Source organism: Allochromatium vinosum DSM 180 (assembly GCF_000025485.1).
Taxonomy (GTDB): Bacteria; Pseudomonadota; Gammaproteobacteria; order Chromatiales; family Chromatiaceae; genus Thermochromatium; species Thermochromatium vinosum.
On the sequence record NC_013851.1, the window covers coordinates 588,823 to 603,844 of the forward strand.

Below are 15,022 nucleotides of genomic sequence, written 5' to 3' on the forward strand. Positions count from 1 at the left end.
AGACGTATCCGGGCCAAGCGCGCGATAATCGGCCGGGTCGTACAAGCCCAAGCCACATGGAGTCCAGTCGCCAATGTCCACGCCAGATCCCACGCTCATCGGCCGCGTCATCGACATCCAGGGCGGGCGCCTGATCGCCACGCTCTTTCCAGCCGAAGACGGTTTTCCCGCCGCCAAGACGCTGGAGGACGAATCGCTCCCGGTCGGTCAGCTGGGGACCCTGGTGGAGGTCCGGGACCGTGCCGGACACATCCTCGCCGAGATCGCGCGCAGCCATGAGGAGGCGGTCGGCACGCGCGCCGTCAAGGGTGAGGCCAACGCCGCCCCGCGTCAGGTCACGGTGCGCGAGCGGCGGCTGGAGCTGACCGCGCTCGGCGAGATCAACGGCGACGGCCGGCTCGAACCCGGCGTGAGTCGCTATCCGGTGGTCGGCGCGAGCGTGCATCTGATTCCCACCTCGCGCCTGGCCGTTCTGCTGGCACGCCGGACCCAGGTCGCGCTGGAGCTGGGGCGACTGTCGGTGCGCCCCGCACTCAAGGCCACACTGGAGCCGACGGCCCTGTTCGGGCGTCATCTGGCCATCCTTGGTCAGTCGGGTGCGGGTAAATCCTGGACGCTCTCCAGTCTGATGCAGCGCGTGGTCAAGACCATGCCGCACGCGCACATCATCCTGCTCGACCTGCATGGCGAATACGGCTGGAAGCGCCCCGACGGCACGACCGAAGGCATCTTTCCGCCCGGCACGGCGCGCTATCTCGATGCGCGCGAGCTGGAGATCCCCTATTGGCTGCTGACCTATTCGGAACTGGTCGATCTGTTCGTCGACCGTGCGGACGCCAACGCTTCGCTCCAGATCGCCTTTCTGCGCGAGACCGTCTACGCTCTGCGCAAGCAGTCCAATCAGCACGCCGGCATCGACCGGCTCTCGGTCGACTCGCCGGTCTATTTCCCGATCGACGAGCTGTATCAGCGCTTCAAGAAGGCCAACGAGGAGAAGCTGGAGTTCGGCAAGGTCAAGGGACCGCTGTTCGGCGCCTTCGACGACTTCCTGGTGCGCTTTCTCTCGCTCTACAACGACGGGCGCTACGACTTCTTCATGCACCCGCGCAAGAACAAGAGTTCGGCCAGTCTGGAAGGGCTGTTGCGCGACTTCGTCGGGCTGGGCGAGCCGAAGCGTCAGGTGACGGTGATCGACCTCAGTCCGGTCCCGGTCGATCTGCGGCCGGTGATCTCGGCCCAGATCGGCCGGCTGGCCTATGAGTTCAATTACTGGAATCCGCGTCGGCACGAATTTCCGCTGCTGCTGGTGTGCGAGGAGGCGCATCAGTACATCCCGCGCGAATCCGACACCCGCTTCGTCGGCACGCGCCGGTCGATGGAGCGCATCGCCAAGGAAGGGCGCAAGTACGGTGTCACGCTCTGCATCGTCAGCCAGCGTCCGACCGAGCTGTCGGAGACCGTGCTGGCGCAGTGCGGCAACTATCTCTGTCTGCGCATCTCCAACGCCGACGACCAGGAGTACGTGCGCCGTCTGCTGCCCGAGGGGGCCAAGAATCTGGCCGACCGGCTCGCTTCGCTGCGTCGCGGTGAAGTCCTGGCGGTGGGCGATGCCGCGCTGCTGCCCACGCGCATCCAGGTCGACCGGCCCGATCCGCCGCCGTCGAGCAGTGACGCGCCCTTCTCTCAGAGCTGGATGGAGGGGCCGGAGGATCTGGACGTCAACGACATCATCGATCGCTGGTGGCGGCAGGTGCGGTGAACGACGAAAACAGCCGTCGCCGGGTCTGGCTCTGGTTGGGGCTGGGTTCCATCCTCGGACTCGGCGCGATCCTCGTCATCGTCCAGGCTGTCTGGCCGGTGCTGTATCCGTCGGCGTCGCACGTCGCGCCGCTCGATTTGCGCTGCGATCTGCGGGCCGGACCCTGTGAATCGCGTTTCGGCGGTGGCCGGGTGCGCTTCGGGATCGAGCCGCGGACTCTTCCGGTCGCCGCGCCACTAAGGCTCGAAGTCGAGCTTTCGGGACTGACGGCCGAAGCGGTCGAGGTCGATTTCGTCGGCGTCGAGATGTACATGGGCTTCAACCGCGTGGCGCTGGAATCGCTCGGCGAGGGTCGCTATGCCGGGCACGGCATGATCCCGGTGTGCACGAGCGAACGCATGACCTGGGAGGCGCGCGTGCTGATCCACACCCCGGATGGATTGCTGGCCGCGCCCTTTCGGTTCGAGAGTGCGCCCTGAGTCGTGCGTCGAGCGCAAGGCTCAGTGCGGATGCCGGTGTTCCAGGCCGGTGTGCGTGCCAGTCAGTTCATCCGCTGCGTGCGGGTGCGGATGGCTGTGTCGATGCGCATGAGCATGGCTGTGCAGGATGGCGTCCACGAGCCGGCCCTCGACGAGCCGGACCGCCCGTGTCGCCAGCCGCGCCAGGAACGGCCAGTCGTGCGAGACCAGGATCATGGCCTGTTCCAGTCCATCCAGGTGGGCGATGAGCCGCTCGGCGGTCGCCTCGTCCAGGCCGTTGGTCGGCTCGTCGAGCAGCAGGACTTCGGGGCGCATCGCCAGCACGGTCGCGAGCGCCACCAGCCGCTTTTCGCCCGCCGACAGACGGTAGGTGATGCGCTCGGCGAAGTCGGCGAGTCCGAGATGTTCGAGCGTCTCCAGGGCATCGGCGCGCGCCTGCTCGGGCGAGCGCCCCAGGTTCAGGGGACCGAAGGCGACGTCCTCCAGCACCGTCGGGCAGAAGAGCTGATCGTCCGAGTCCTGGAACAGCAGTCCGACTCGTGCTCGTACTTGGTGGAAGTCGCGCTCGCTGGCGCGTTCGCACCCGAAGGCGAGGATCCGGCCCGCACTGGGGCGCTTGAGTCCGACCAGCAGATGCAGGAGCGTCGTCTTGCCCGCGCCGTTGGAGCCGATCAGCGCGACCCGATCGCCGGGGGCGAGCCTGAAGTCCAGTTCACGCAGGACGGTTCGGTCGTGATAGTCGAAACGGACTCGTTGCAGCTCGATCAGAGGCGTCGTCATGGAAGGCGGATGTCGGTGATGAGGGCGGTTGCGCAAGCGGTCATCATACGCCCGGCAGGCCCAAGTCGTGATCCAGCCAAGCCAAAGCGCCCAGCAGTATCATCAGACTGAGTGCAGCGAGCGTGTCGCCCGGCTGCCAGTGCGGTGTGTCGAGCCGATACAGCCGCCCCCGAAAGCCACGACAGCGCATGGCGTCCATCAGACGTTCGGCGCGCGCGAGACTGCGCACCAGCAACATTCCCATCAGCCAGCCATAGGCGCGCCAAGTGTGCCGGTCGGTACGCGGCACGAAGGCGCGTGCGCGCATGGCCTGACGCAGCCGGATGAACTCGGCGTGGATGAGATGGATCTGGCGGATCGTCATCAGCAGCAGATGCGTCAGCTTGTCCGGCACGCCGAGCCGTCCCAGCGCCTGACCGAGCGCCACGGGTTCGAGCGTGCCGACCAGGGCCATGAGCGCGAGCACCACGGCATTGGCCTTGAGCAGGATCATCAGGGCCAGATCACGCCCGGCCGTGCTCGCGCGCAGTGAGCCGAGTTCGAACCAGGACGCACCCGGCGTGGTGAAGGGCAGGGTCAGCACCAGGATGAGCATGAAGCCTTCCAGTGCCAGCAGACGCCGGACCAGATCGCGCGCCTTCAGTCCGGCGGCGAGTGCCAGACCGAGCGCCAGCCCCAGCGCCGTCGCCGTGCTGCCGGGATGATCGAGTCCGACCGTGATCAGCGCGAAGGCGAGCGCCGCACCGACACGCAGACGCGGATCGCGCGCGACGATCCAACCCGAACCGGCGAGATGGGGGATGGGCGCAGCGGTCACGCGCGCTCGCCCGCGCGGCGACAACGCCACCACAAGGCCAGTCCGGTCAGGCCCAGGATGTAGCCGATCCCGCCCAGGACATCCTGGAACCGGACACGCTCTTCGAGGGTATTCAATCGCTCGGCCAGCGGATGTGTCTGACGGGCCAGTGCCTGCTCGATGGCGCCGATCAGTGCCGGGTCGATGGTTTGGGGGGCAACCGGGGCATGGTCGAGCGGAGCCGTTGGCGCCGGGGCGTCTGCCGGCGGCTGAGTCGGAGGCGGCCCCGAGTCGTCGCGCGGATCGGCTGGCGGCGAAAACGCGCCTTGCCGTGTCTCACCCGCGATCGTCCATTGGGCGCTGTGCCCATCGCCCGTGCGCGCGACGAGCCGATGCTCGACCGGCGCGAGTGTGCGATAAGCGAAGCTCCCGTCGTCTGCCGGTGTCAATTCGGCGAGCACGCGGCCCTCGCTGTCCTGGATCTCGACCCTGGCGCCGCCCGCCCCGGCGCCGCCGACGAAATAGGCGCGACCGCGAATCCAGTCGCCCTCGGTCTGGGCGAAGACCTTGAGCTTGTGGGCCAGGGCCGGCTGGCTCATCAGCGCCAGGAGCAGCAACCAGACAGACGCCGTTCTAGACATGCGAGCGCGCTCCAGTCGACAGCATCTCGGGCGCGACCCGTTGCAGAAAACCGACGATGGTGGCCGTCACCAGTCCCTCGACCAGGGCCAGCGGCGGATAGGTCAACAGCAGCACCTGTGCCGCCGGGCGGAAGGGTTCGCCGCTCAGGACCAGAGTCGCGGCCACCAGCCCCCCCGTCAACATGACGCCCAGAAAGCCGGCCGCGAAGCCGATCCAGGCCCGTCGCGCCGGACGCACGCGCCCCAGCGCTGGAGCCAGCACCAAGGCGCAGACGAGCGCCGGCAGCGCCATGTTCAGGGTATTGACGCCCAGCACCAGTGGTCCGCCGAAACCGAAGAAGGCCGCCTGGAGCGCGAGCGCGACCAGGATCGCCGGCACCGCCGTCCAGCCGAGCAGCAGTCCCATGAGCCCATTGAGCAGCAGATGGACGCTGGTCGGCCCGAGCGGGACGCTGATGAGCGAGGAGACGAAGAGCGCCGCCGAGAGCACGGCGGCGCGGGGCAGGTGATCATAGTCGAGCCGGCGCAGCGCCACGGCCAGCAGACCGACCGACACCAGTCCGCCGGCGATCAGGACGGGGGCTGTGAGGACACCTTCGGGGATATGAGCCAAGCGTCGATCCGCCGTTCCGGTTGGCTTATTTCATGTCGCGCGCATGGACCCAGATGAGCGCGCCGGTCTCGACCGGAACCTCCTCGCCCTCCGGATTCTTCATCGGCCGCTCGCCCTCCAGCAGCGCGGCGAAGCCCCACCAGCCCGCGCGCGGCATGGCATAGGCGAAGACACCCTGCGCATCGGCTTTGACGACCTGGGTGACGAAGGCATCGGCCGGGGCCGTCACTGAGCCGTCGTTGTGCCACTCGACCTCGACCTCGGCGAAGGGTACGGGCCGGCCGTTGCGCTTGACGACACCGCTGAAGAGATTGCCGGTCCAGAGACCATAGGGCCGGGTCAGTGGGGTGATCTCGACCGGGAAACCGACCTCGGCGTCCCAGCCCTCGCCGCCGCCGAAGCCATCGACCACGACCTTGGTGTAATGCACGATCATGACGCCCTCGGCCGGCTCCCAATAGGGGGCGGGTTCGACGAAAAAGACGTGGTCGCCGGGCTGCCCGATCCGGTAGCGGGCGCTGTAGGCCGGTTGGTCGTCCTGAGTGCGCGTCGTCAGGGTCGCGAGCAGATCCTCGCGTCCGGCCGGTGTCAGCACGCCGAACTGGACCGGCCGCCCCATGGCCATGGCCGGGCCGCGTTCCATCGGATGGGTGAAGGTCAGATCCAGCCGGATCTCGCTCTCGCCGGGCTCGGTCACCAGATCCGTGGAGGGGATGAGTTCCTGGAAATGGGCCTGGGCACTCAGGGTGCCCAGGAGCGCAAGCCATGCGAAATGACGGAGCGGACGGGGATTGTGCATGAGTGATCGCTCAGAGACTGTCGATGGAGTATGAACGGATTCTGATTCTTCATACTGTCGACTGTCAAGCCAGTCGCTTCATCCGGCAGCCGAGAGCATCGATGAGTGTCCCTGGTCTCCTTCGGCCGCGATCCGCTGGTGCAAGTGATCGATCTGATTGCCGAGGTCGCGGAGCAGGCCGATCCGCTCACGCAGATAGTCGATCTCTTCCTGCATCTGCAGGAGGCGCATACTGCCCTGGGCGCGCTCACGGCGGTTGCGCAGTTCGGCGAGCGCCTCCTTCAGCTCCTTCGAGCCTTGGTCGTTGCGCGTGAATGAGGGTGGAATGGCCGCTCTGGCCGGATCGAATGTCGAGTCGGACGTCTTTCCATAGACGCGATCGAGGATGGCATCCAGATCACTGTCGAATTGAACGCTGGTCTTCTGGAACTGTTTGGCCATGGGCGCGAGATCCGTGACGCAGTGAGCCTTGCTCGTTTGCGAGCCAGTATATCCAGAAGTCGGTTCCCAAAACCGAGAGCGGGTCCACGAAATCGCCGTCGGCCTGAACCGACGCCAATGCGATCAGCTTCCGAGTCGTCTGACCTCGATGAGTTCGGTATCGGACTTGAGTCGGCGGATCCAGATGTTCAGATTGGCCAGCGCCGGGGGGAGCCGGGCGACGACGGCTTCGGCCGCTTCCTGGGTCTCGTGCAGACTATGGATCAGAACGAACCAGGGACGCCCCTGATAGGTCTCCTGACGATAGTAGTAGACGACCGGCAGCACATGATCCGCCGCGAAACCTTCGAGCGCCTCCAGGCTGTGGAAGCCGATCAGCTGCACCGTGAAGGGGCGGTCGCCGACCTGGACCGGATGGGTTGCGAGCGAGGAAGATCTCAGTCCGTCCACGGCCGTATCGGTCTGGTCGGTTTGGGCGTCGGGCGCAATCGCGGCCTCTGGCGCCGGTGTCGGTTCAGGAGCTGTGACTGGACGATCCGGGGCGGATTCGCCGGACTCGGTTTCCGGTGCGGCGGTCGGGACTGGGGATGGCTCGGCGTCGTCTGCCGAGATGTCTGGTGCTTCGAGAGCTGAGCCGGTCTCGTCGAGTGTGAGTGTGTCGGCGGTCTGTTCCAGCTCGGTCACGGATTCCGGCGCCGGGGCGCTTTCGGTCTCCGGCTCGCTTGGCGGGGTGACCGGTTCCGGTGGCGTCGGCGCGGCTTCGGCTGGCCGCTCCGATTCCGGTTCTGATGCGGGTGCCGATTCGGATTCGGACTCCGTGGACGGCGGTGTCTCCGGGTCTGAACTCGGGTCCGGGGCCGGTGCGGATTCAGGGGTCGATTCCGGCTCGGTTGCAGGCTCAGGGGCAGACTCCGGCTGGGGCTTCGGCTCCGGTGCGGGTTCCGGCTCAGATTTTGGTTCGGGCTGGAGGCGCAAGTCCAGATCCAGACCCGGCGGGGCTTCCTCGTCGAGGCGCTCGATGGACTTGGAGATCTCAGCCAGGGCGGCGGACAGCCGATCGAGCTGGGCGCGTGTCTGCGGATCGGGTTCCTGGCGCGACGAGACGTCGATCTGTTCCAGGGTCTTCTTCAGATCGGTCATCTGCGTCTCGAAGGCTTCCTGCGTGGCGTTGAGCTTGAACAGGAAGAAGACCAGTGTGCCGGCGACCAGGAGACTGAACAGCAACAGCAGCATCGCCATGAGCGAGCCATGGCGCTTCAGACGCTCGTCGAGATCGTCGCGCTGGGTCTGGAGCGTGCGCTGCAGGCGCGTGGCCGCGTGACGCCGGTCGTCGTCGACATCGCCGATACGCGCGATCAGCGAGACCTCGAGCTTCTGGACGTCCTGACGGTACTGATTGAGACTGGCCACGATCCGGGAGATCTGGGTGGCCTGCGCTTTGAGATAGCGCTGGAGCACCTCGCCGGCATTCGTGGAACGCTCGGCACCGCCCGAAGCTTGAGCTGGGCTGGTGGCGCCGTCCGTGTCGGTCGTCGCGGCGGTCTGGCTCGATGAATCCGGCTGGGCCGTCTCTGTCTTGTCCATTGGACGCTTCTCGTCGCTATGAATCCTGTCGGTGCAAGATGAACCACGGTAGCCCCGAACTCTAGAGCAGTCCGCCAAGGAGTGCAAACCAAGCCGCCGGACTGTCTCGTTCCAGGTGTCGACACTGGACCGACGGCTGTCAACGCCGGCCGGTCACAGCGCGTAGCGCCGCGCGGGCACGATTGCTGGGCACCGCGAAGCCGATGCCGACATTGCCGCCGGTCGGTCCGATCAGGGCGGTATTGATGCCGACGACCTCGCCGGCCAGATTGACGAGCGGACCGCCCGAGTTGCCCGGATTGATCGAGGCATCGGTCTGGATCAGCTTGCCGAGCCGGCTGCCGCCGACACCGCTGCGCCCGACGGCGCTGACGATCCCCAGGGTGGCGGTCTGGCCCAGTCCGAAGGGGTTGCCGATAGCGAGCACGAAATCCCCGACCTCCAGCCGGTCCGAGTCACCGAGCGGCAGCGGACGCAGGCTGACCGGCGGGATTTTCAGGATCGCCAGGTCCGAACCGCTGTCGGCGCCGAGCCGGCGGGCCTCGAAGGTGCGTCGGTCCTTGAGCGTGACCTGGATGCGCGTGGCGTCCTTGAGCAGATGGTCGTTGGTCATGACATAGCCGCGCGCGGCATCGACGATGACGCCTGAACCCTGGCTGCGGCGCCGTTCGGATGGATCGATCTCGGGGATGGGCAGCCCCATGCGGTCGAGGAAGTGGCGGAAGTCGGGATCGTCGAGAAAGGGGTGTTCCTCGCGCGGGATGCGCGAGTCGACCGTGATGTTGACGACGGCCGGTGTCACCCGGCGCAGCAGGGGCGCGAGCGTGGGATAGCCCTGGGAGCCGGGGATCGGGCCGGCCTTGATCAGGCTGGTCGGATCGAATCGGGCCGAATCCGTGCCCGTCGGCGAGGGACCGGTCACGCAGGCCGTGAGTAGCGAGCCGGCCAGAAGCAGCGTCGCCCAATGGATCTTACGCCCGATCCGGCCGGCGCTGTCGGTGGTCGGAGGCGCATGGCTTGGCGCGGCTGACATGGGCGACTCCGCTCAGCGCGCCAGTTGGCTGGCGACCCGGCGTCTGAGGTCGTAGGCCACGGGTTGCTCGATGAGTAGCGCGAACGGCTCCCAGGCACCGCCGCGCCGGACATAGCCGGCGTAGCTGCTGATGCCGCGCAGGGTGCCGGTCTTGGCGCGGACGTTGGGGTCGTCGTCCTGCTGGGGCATCAGATCGCGATAGGGCGCGAAGGCGTCGAGCAGTTCGACGAGCTGGCGCGCGCTCAGCCGGTTGGCGCGCGACAGGCCGGCACCGTCGTCGATTTTGAACGCCGTCCAGCCGAAACGGCGCTGGGCGAAATCGGTCATGGTGCGCTTGGCCTGGGTCATGCTGATCCGGCCCTGTCCGTCCGGCGCGGCCAGACGCAGGAAGAGGGCGTTGGCGACGAAGTTGCTGGAGTACTCGAGCATGGGCGCGACCATCTCGGCCAGCGTGCGGCTGTTGGCGTGGCGCAGGATTCGCTTGGCGTCGCTCGGTGTGGGCGCGATCCGTTGCGGGTCGCCGACCTCAATGTCGGCGGCCCGGAGTTTGGCGGCCAGCAGTTCGCCGAAATAGCGCAGGGCGATCTCGCGTTCGCGCAGGTTGATGCGCTGCTTGCCGGCTGCTCCCGAGCGACCGAGACGTTCGCCGGTGGCGGTCAGGGGCGTCTGCGGCTCGGCGCTGCGGATGCGTTCACCCTCGCGGATCAGGTTGAGAGTGTTGAAGTTCGCCGCCAGCGCCGTGACCGGAGCGTCGTAGGGATTGCTCGACGACGAGCGTCCGGCGATCTCGACGTCCGGATCGAAGAGGCTGTCGTCGAGGCCGATCCCGGCGACCCGGCGCACGCCCTGCCGTTTGAGCGCCGCGACCAGACGGTCGAGTTCCTCGGAGACCAGATAGGGATCGGCGGCCCCCTTGACCCAGAGCCAGCCGGAGGCGTCCTGGAAGACGTCGGTGTGGAAACGATGGTCGCGTCCCCAGGTCTCGAGCGCCGCGTAGGCGGTCAGGAGCTTCATGGTCGAGGCCGGGATGCGCGCGGTTTCGGCTTGATAGGCGATCCGGTCCTGCCCGCGCTCCTTGACCAGCAGGCTGGCCTGCGGGAGTGCGCGCACCTGGGCGACCGGGTCGTCGGCCAGGGCCGTGTGCGCGAGACCGAGCCAGAGCGCGGCGATGAGTACGAGCCGGTGGGGGCGGTGGGCAGTCATCTGAGTCAGGGGCTGTGGTTGACGGGCGCCGGACAGCATACCGCAATCCCGAACTCGAACCGTATTCAGAATGACTGGCTTCGAACGCCGCGCGTCCTTTCAGTCTTCAGCGACCCATGTGGAGACAGGCAGCGATGGTTTCGGCGTCCGGCTCAGCCATCCAGGGCGCCAGGCCGAGACAGGGGGCCTGGATCAGCGTCTGGAGCGTCTCCAGGTTGGCCTCTGGGGCCAGCATGTCCGGATCGACCTGATTGGCGATCCAGCCGGCCAGTTGCAGACCGCTCGACTGGATCGACTCGGCCGTCAGCAGGGCATGGTTGAGGCAGCCGAGCTTGAGTCCGACCACCAGAATCACCGGCAGATCCAGTACGCGCGGGATGTCGCCGACGAAGCAGTCGGGACCGAGCGGGACGCGCCAGCCGCCGACGCCCTCGACCAGCACCCAGTCGGCCTGTCGCGTCAGCTCGGTGTGCGCCGCGCGGATGCGGTCGAGTTCGATCGAGATCCCGACCTCTGCGGCAGCCACATGGGGGGCGATCGGTCGCGCGAAGGCATAGGGATTGACGAGCGCATAGGGCACTGCGTGCGTGCCCTGGGCCTGGATGCGTTCGGCATCCGCGTTGCGCAGTCCCTCGGGATGCTGATCGCAGCCGCTCGCGACCGGCTTCATGCCCAGCACCCGCTGTCCGCGTGCCTGCAGGGCGGCCATGAGTCCGAGCGTGATCTCGGTCTTGCCGCAGCCGGTATCCGTGCCTGTGATGAAGAATCCGCTCATGGTTCGACCGCCCGGCGGCGTCCGCCGATCGCTGAGAGTGGGATGGCGACTTCGCCGCCGGTTTGACGGTGTTCGGCCGGCTCGGGCGCCCAGGCATGTCCGTACAAGACCTCATAGCTGGCCGGCAGACGGCCGTCGCGCCTGTGGGTCTCGTAGGCGTCGGCGAGTGCGGCCAGTCGCGCGCGGCCGGTCAGGGCGCGTGGACGGGCGTCTGTGGCATTGCGTGCGCCGAGTGTCTTGAGATCGCGCATCAGACCCTGAACGTCGTCATAGGTCAGCGTCAGACGATCGGCGTCCATCACCGGATCGGCGAAGCGGGCGCGCACCAGGGCATCGCCGATGTCGTGCATGTCCAGGAAGGGGCTGACGTGGGTGTGTTCGTCGACCTGGCTCCAGGCGGCGCGCAGTTCCTTGAGCGTATCCGGGCCGAAGGTGGTGAAGAGCAGCAGTCCGCCCGGACGCAGCACCCGTCGGCATTCGCTGAAGGTGCGCTCCAGGTCGTTGCACCACTGGAGCGCGGCATTGGAGACGATCAGATCCACCGCGCCGTCGGCCAGCGGCAGCGACTCGGCATCGGCGCAGACGCACAGCGGCCGACGCCACCAGCTTCCGCGTCGGCGCGCCTGGAGCAGCATCCCGTGGGCGAAGTCCAGCGCCAGTACGCGCGCCTTGGGATAGCGACGGGCGAGCGGGTCGATGGCATAGCCGGTACCGGCGCCAAGGTCGAGAATGCGTTGGGGCGCGAGTCGAATGTAGTCGAGCCGCCCGAGCATCCGGTCGGCGATCTCGCGCTGGAGCACAGCAACGCTGTCATAGTCGGCGGCGGCGCGTTCGAAGCTGAGCCGGGCGCGGGTCTTGTCGATCGGGTGCATGATGGCGGCCTTGGGGTCTGGCGTCGTGATGTTCAAAGGGCGTCCAGAAAGGTGCGGATGGCCCGACCGGTTTCGTGGGGGTGCGAGATGTGGGGCGCATGGGCCGCGCCCGCGATGGTCTCGACCCGCGCTTCGGGCATCAGCAGTTCGATGCGTTCGGCGACCCGTGCCGGGACCAGGGTGTCGTGTTGGCCGAAGAGCCAGAGCGTCGGGCAGCGGATGTCGGGGAGCTGGGGGCGCAGGTCTTCCTCGCGCAGCAGATCCAGGCCCAGGGCGAGCGCGGCGGGCTTGGGTTCGGGACGTGCGGCCAGTTCCTGTTTGAGGGTGCGGAGTGTCTCGCGCGCGGTGTCGCTGCCGCGCGTTTGCAGGGCCAGGAAGCGGTTCAGGGTGCCGCTCGGGTCGGCGAGCAGGCCGTCGTGGAACTGGGCCAGGGTCGCTTCGGGCATGGCGGGCGTCCAGTCGGTCGCCTGGGTGAAGCGCGGGGTGGCGGTCAGGAGGATCAGTCCGGCGACGCGCTTGGGCGCGTGCAGGGCGGCGGCCAGGGCGATGAGTCCGCCCAGCGACCAGCCGACCCAGACGGCGCGTTCGGGGGCGGCGTCCAGGCAGGCTTCGGCCCAGCCCCAGAGGTCGTCGCGGCCGGTGGGGAAGGGGCTGTCGCCATGTCCGGGCAGGTCGATGCGGTGTTGGGTCAGGCCGTTCCAGGTCGGCTCGGGGACGCCGTTCCAGATGGCCGAGTTCATGCCCCAGCCGTGGAGGAGGACCAGGTCGGCGGTGGTTTCAGGGGTTGGAGTGTGCGGGGGGGCGGATTGGTTCGACATCGGTTGTGGTTTCGGTGTGGTTGCTTGACTCGGTAGCTGGGTGGCTCGGGGCGCCGTCGTCGGGGGGACGCCGTGAATCCATCCCTGGAGGCTTGACGACCGCATCCATGCGGTCGACACCCCCCGCCGACGGCGCCCCGAACCATCCGTTGGCCGTATCACGGGCGGCTGGGCGTTGGTTCGGTCAGGTCGGTAGTCTGGCCAGGGCCGCGAGCAGTCGGTCGATGTCGTCGGCAGTGTGCGCGGCTGAGAGTGTGATACGCAGCCGCGCCGTGCCTTCGGGAACCGTTGGGGGGCGAATGGCTGTGACCAGGAGGCCGGCGGCTTCGAGCGCGGCGCTCCAGGCCAGTGCCTGTTCGGCGCTGCCGGCCAGGATCGGCTGGATGGGTGTGGGCGAGTCCATCAGGTTCAGTCCGATTCGGGTCGCTCCGGTACGAAAGCGCTCGATCCACTCGGTGAGCCGTTCGCGCCGCCAGTGTTCGCGTCGGGTGATGGCGAGGCTGGCGAGCGTGGCTTCGGCCAGTGCCGGTGGGGTGGCCGTGGTGTAGATGTAACTGCGTGCGCTCTGGATCAGGGTCTCGATCAGTTCCTCGGAGCCGGCGACGAAAGCGCCGAAGGTGCCGAACGCCTTGCCGAGCGTGCCCATCAGGATGGGGACGTCTTCGGGGCCGAGTCCGAAGTGATCCAGTGAGCCACGTCCTTCGTGTCCCAGCACGCCCAATCCGTGCGCGTCGTCGACCATCAGCCAGGCGCCGGAGTCGCGCGCGATGGTGGCGAGTTCAGGCAATGGAGCCAGATCGCCGTCCATGCTGAAGACGCCGTCGGTGACGATGAGCCGCGCGGGGTCGCTGTCGATCAGGCGTTTGAGTGCCTGGGCGTCGGCGTGCGGATAGCGGCGCAGTCGGGCGCGTGACAGCAGGGCGCCGTCGAGCAGTGAGGCGTGATTGAGCCGGTCCTCGAACACCGTGTCGGTCCGTCCGGCCAGGGCGCTGATGACGCCCAGGTTGGCCATGTAGCCGGTCGAGAACAGCAGGGCGCGCGGGCGGCCGGTGAACGCGGCCAGCGCCTCTTCCAGTGCCTGATGCGCGCGGCTGTGGCCGTTGACCAGATGCGCCGCGCCGCTGCCCACGCCCCAGCGTTCGGCCCCGTCGCGCAGGGCGGCGATCACCTCGGGGTGATTGGCCAGACCCAGATAGTCGTTGCCGCAAAAGCTCAGCATCGGTCGGCCGTCGACCCGCGCCTGGGGCTGCTGCGGGCTGTCCTGGAGTCGGCGGCGGCGATAGAGCGACTGCGCCTTGAGCGCGTCGAGTCGCGGGCGCAGTTCGGTCTCGGGGTTGGTGCGGCTGGACGGCGGTCGCTCCATGTCTCGCGCCTCAGAGCCGGATCTTGTGCTCGGTGGTCTTGTGGCAGGCGCCCGGCTCGGTGCGTTCGGCCTCGACCTGCTCGAAAGCCAGTCCGAGACGCTCGAACAGCCGCCGGTCGCGGTCGGACTCGGCATTGGGCGCGGTCAGCAGCCGCTCGCCGTAGAAGATCGAGTTGGCGCCGGCCAGGAAGCAGAGCGCCTGCAACTCGTCGCTCATCTCACTGCGTCCGGCCGAGAGGCGCACATGCGAACGCGGCATGATGATCCGCGCCGCCGCGACCACGCGCACGAACTCGAAGGGATCGAGCGCGTCGACGCCGAACAGCGGCGTGCCCTCGACCTGGACCAGCAGATTGATGGGGACGGATTCGGGATGCGCCGGCAGATTGGTGAGCTGGCGCAGCATGGAGGCGCGGTCGCGGCGCGATTCGCCCATGCCGAGGATGCCGCCGCTACAGGTCTTGAGTCCGACCGCGCGGATGTGTTCCAGGGTGTCGAGCCGATCCTGATAGGTGCGGGTGCTGATGACCTGACCGTAGAATTCGGGCGAGGTGTCGAGGTTGTGGTTGTAATAGTCGAGTCCGGCGTCCTTGAGCCGGCGTGCCTGTTCGGCGGTCAGCATGCCGAGGGTGACGCAGGTTTCCAGCCCGAGCGCGTGGATGCCCTCGACCATGGCGATCACCTGTTCGAGATGGCGGTCGGTCGGGTTGCGCCAGGCCGCGCCCATGCAGAAGCGGGTCGCGCCCTGGGACTTGGCGGTGCGCGCCGCCTCCAGCACGGTGTCGAGCGGCAGGATGCGCTCGGGTTCGACGTCCGTTGCATGGCGCGCGCTCTGGCCGCAATAGCCGCAATCCTCGGGGCAGGCGCCGGTCTTGATGCTCAGCAGCGTGCTGACCTGAATGGTATTGGGATCGAAGTGGGCGCGGTGGACGCTCTGAGCCGTGAACAGCAGATCGTTGAACGGCTGATCGAGGATCGCTTCGATCTCGTCGAGAGACCAATCGTGACGGAGTGCGGGCGGCGACTGGAAGGCGGTGGTATGAATCTGTGACATGGGCGGAAGGAA

At 67.6% G+C, this 15,022-nt stretch carries 16 protein-coding genes; 2 read left to right on the forward strand and 14 right to left on the reverse strand.

The window, feature by feature from the left end; translation table 11 throughout:
• Nucleotides 1–73: 73 nt before the first annotated feature.
• Together ALVIN_RS02550 and ALVIN_RS02555 are read left to right on the forward strand one after the other, a co-directional pair.
• A complete protein-coding gene (locus tag ALVIN_RS02550) occupies nt 74–1,759 on the forward strand; it encodes an ATP-binding protein (RefSeq protein WP_012969744.1) in 1,686 nt (561 codons plus the stop codon).
• Nucleotides 1,756–2,238: a hypothetical protein gene (locus tag ALVIN_RS02555; protein ID WP_012969745.1), complete on the forward strand. Its 483-nt coding sequence runs from the start codon at nt 1,756–1,758 to the stop codon at nt 2,236–2,238. Before ALVIN_RS02550 ends, ALVIN_RS02555 begins: the two co-directional genes overlap by 4 nt.
• Nucleotides 2,239–2,259: 21 nt before the next feature.
• Here ALVIN_RS02555 and ALVIN_RS02560 read toward each other — a convergent pair whose 3' ends face one another.
• The 14 genes from ALVIN_RS02560 to bioB form a co-directional block, all read right to left on the reverse strand.
• On the reverse strand, nt 2,260–3,018 hold the full coding sequence (locus tag ALVIN_RS02560; protein ID WP_012969746.1) for an energy-coupling factor ABC transporter ATP-binding protein: 759 nt from the start codon (nt 3,016–3,018) through the stop codon (nt 2,260–2,262).
• A gap of 43 nt (nt 3,019–3,061) precedes the next feature.
• A complete protein-coding gene (gene cbiQ / locus ALVIN_RS02565; protein ID WP_012969747.1) occupies nt 3,062–3,835 on the reverse strand; it encodes a cobalt ECF transporter T component CbiQ in 774 nt (257 codons plus the stop codon).
• Nucleotides 3,832–4,455: a hypothetical protein gene (locus tag ALVIN_RS02570; RefSeq protein WP_012969748.1), complete on the reverse strand. Its 624-nt coding sequence runs from the start codon at nt 4,453–4,455 to the stop codon at nt 3,832–3,834. Before ALVIN_RS02570 ends, cbiQ begins: the two co-directional genes overlap by 4 nt.
• Nucleotides 4,448–5,068 (reverse strand): cobalt transporter CbiM, encoded by a 621-nt coding sequence (cbiM, locus tag ALVIN_RS02575; protein ID WP_012969749.1) that lies wholly within the window; start codon nt 5,066–5,068, stop codon nt 4,448–4,450. The genes ALVIN_RS02570 and cbiM overlap by 8 nt, the downstream gene beginning before the upstream one ends.
• Nucleotides 5,069–5,093: 25 nt before the next feature.
• On the reverse strand, nt 5,094–5,867 hold the full coding sequence (locus tag ALVIN_RS02580; protein WP_012969750.1) for a DUF4198 domain-containing protein: 774 nt from the start codon (nt 5,865–5,867) through the stop codon (nt 5,094–5,096).
• Between the two features lie 78 nt (nt 5,868–5,945).
• Nucleotides 5,946–6,308 (reverse strand): hypothetical protein, encoded by a 363-nt coding sequence (locus tag ALVIN_RS02585; RefSeq protein WP_012969751.1) that lies wholly within the window; start codon nt 6,306–6,308, stop codon nt 5,946–5,948.
• 123 nt (nt 6,309–6,431) lie between these two features.
• Complete coding sequence (locus ALVIN_RS16440; protein ID WP_012969752.1) at nt 6,432–7,892, reverse strand: SPOR domain-containing protein; 1,461 nt, start codon at nt 7,890–7,892, stop codon at nt 6,432–6,434.
• 139 nt (nt 7,893–8,031) lie between these two features.
• A complete protein-coding gene (locus ALVIN_RS02595; protein WP_012969753.1) occupies nt 8,032–8,925 on the reverse strand; it encodes a trypsin-like peptidase domain-containing protein in 894 nt (297 codons plus the stop codon).
• A 12-nt stretch (nt 8,926–8,937) separates the two neighbouring features.
• Nucleotides 8,938–10,128 carry a D-alanyl-D-alanine carboxypeptidase/D-alanyl-D-alanine-endopeptidase gene (locus ALVIN_RS02600; protein ID WP_148217440.1) on the reverse strand — a complete coding sequence of 397 codons (1,191 nt, stop codon included), beginning with the start codon at nt 10,126–10,128 and terminating at the stop codon, nt 8,938–8,940.
• Nucleotides 10,129–10,234: 106 nt separating this feature from the next.
• A complete protein-coding gene (bioD, locus tag ALVIN_RS02605) occupies nt 10,235–10,903 on the reverse strand; it encodes a dethiobiotin synthase (protein WP_012969755.1) in 669 nt (222 codons plus the stop codon).
• A complete protein-coding gene (bioC, locus tag ALVIN_RS02610; RefSeq protein WP_012969756.1) occupies nt 10,900–11,775 on the reverse strand; it encodes a malonyl-ACP O-methyltransferase BioC in 876 nt (291 codons plus the stop codon). Before bioC ends, bioD begins: the two co-directional genes overlap by 4 nt.
• Nucleotides 11,776–11,807: 32 nt before the next feature.
• Entirely contained in the window at nt 11,808–12,593 is a 786-nt protein-coding gene (gene bioH, locus ALVIN_RS02615; protein ID WP_012969757.1) for a pimeloyl-ACP methyl ester esterase BioH, read from the reverse strand.
• Nucleotides 12,594–12,777: 184 nt separating this feature from the next.
• Nucleotides 12,778–13,956 carry an 8-amino-7-oxononanoate synthase gene (gene bioF / locus ALVIN_RS02620; protein WP_012969758.1) on the reverse strand — a complete coding sequence of 393 codons (1,179 nt, stop codon included), beginning with the start codon at nt 13,954–13,956 and terminating at the stop codon, nt 12,778–12,780.
• A 10-nt stretch (nt 13,957–13,966) separates the two neighbouring features.
• The gene (bioB, locus tag ALVIN_RS02625; RefSeq protein ID WP_012969759.1) at nt 13,967–15,010 is read right to left on the reverse strand and encodes a biotin synthase BioB; all 1,044 of its coding nucleotides are present in this window, start codon (nt 15,008–15,010) and stop codon (nt 13,967–13,969) included.
• Nucleotides 15,011–15,022 lie beyond the last annotated feature (12 nt).

Excerpts from the sequence above, each read along its gene's own strand:
- ALVIN_RS16440 (WP_012969752.1), bottom strand. The coding sequence starts at position 7,892 with ATGGACAAGACAGAGACGGCCCAGCCGGATTCATCGAGCCAGACCGCC.
- bioH (WP_012969757.1), bottom strand. The coding sequence starts at position 12,593 with ATGTCGAACCAATCCGCCCCCCCGCACACTCCAACCCCTGAAACCACC.
- ALVIN_RS02570 (WP_012969748.1), bottom strand. The coding sequence starts at position 4,455 with ATGTCTAGAACGGCGTCTGTCTGGTTGCTGCTCCTGGCGCTGATGAGC.
- ALVIN_RS02550 (WP_012969744.1), top strand. The coding sequence starts at position 74 with ATGTCCACGCCAGATCCCACGCTCATCGGCCGCGTCATCGACATCCAG.
- bioB (WP_012969759.1), bottom strand. The coding sequence starts at position 15,010 with ATGTCACAGATTCATACCACCGCCTTCCAGTCGCCGCCCGCACTCCGT.
- ALVIN_RS02595 (WP_012969753.1), bottom strand. The coding sequence starts at position 8,925 with ATGTCAGCCGCGCCAAGCCATGCGCCTCCGACCACCGACAGCGCCGGC.
- bioC (WP_012969756.1), bottom strand. The coding sequence starts at position 11,775 with ATGCACCCGATCGACAAGACCCGCGCCCGGCTCAGCTTCGAACGCGCC.
- ALVIN_RS02580 (WP_012969750.1), bottom strand. The coding sequence starts at position 5,867 with ATGCACAATCCCCGTCCGCTCCGTCATTTCGCATGGCTTGCGCTCCTG.
- ALVIN_RS02600 (WP_148217440.1), bottom strand. The coding sequence starts at position 10,128 with ATGACTGCCCACCGCCCCCACCGGCTCGTACTCATCGCCGCGCTCTGG.
- ALVIN_RS02560 (WP_012969746.1), bottom strand. The coding sequence starts at position 3,018 with ATGACGACGCCTCTGATCGAGCTGCAACGAGTCCGTTTCGACTATCAC.
- bioF (WP_012969758.1), bottom strand. The coding sequence starts at position 13,956 with ATGGAGCGACCGCCGTCCAGCCGCACCAACCCCGAGACCGAACTGCGC.
- ALVIN_RS02585 (WP_012969751.1), bottom strand. The coding sequence starts at position 6,308 with ATGGCCAAACAGTTCCAGAAGACCAGCGTTCAATTCGACAGTGATCTG.
- bioD (WP_012969755.1), bottom strand. The coding sequence starts at position 10,903 with ATGAGCGGATTCTTCATCACAGGCACGGATACCGGCTGCGGCAAGACC.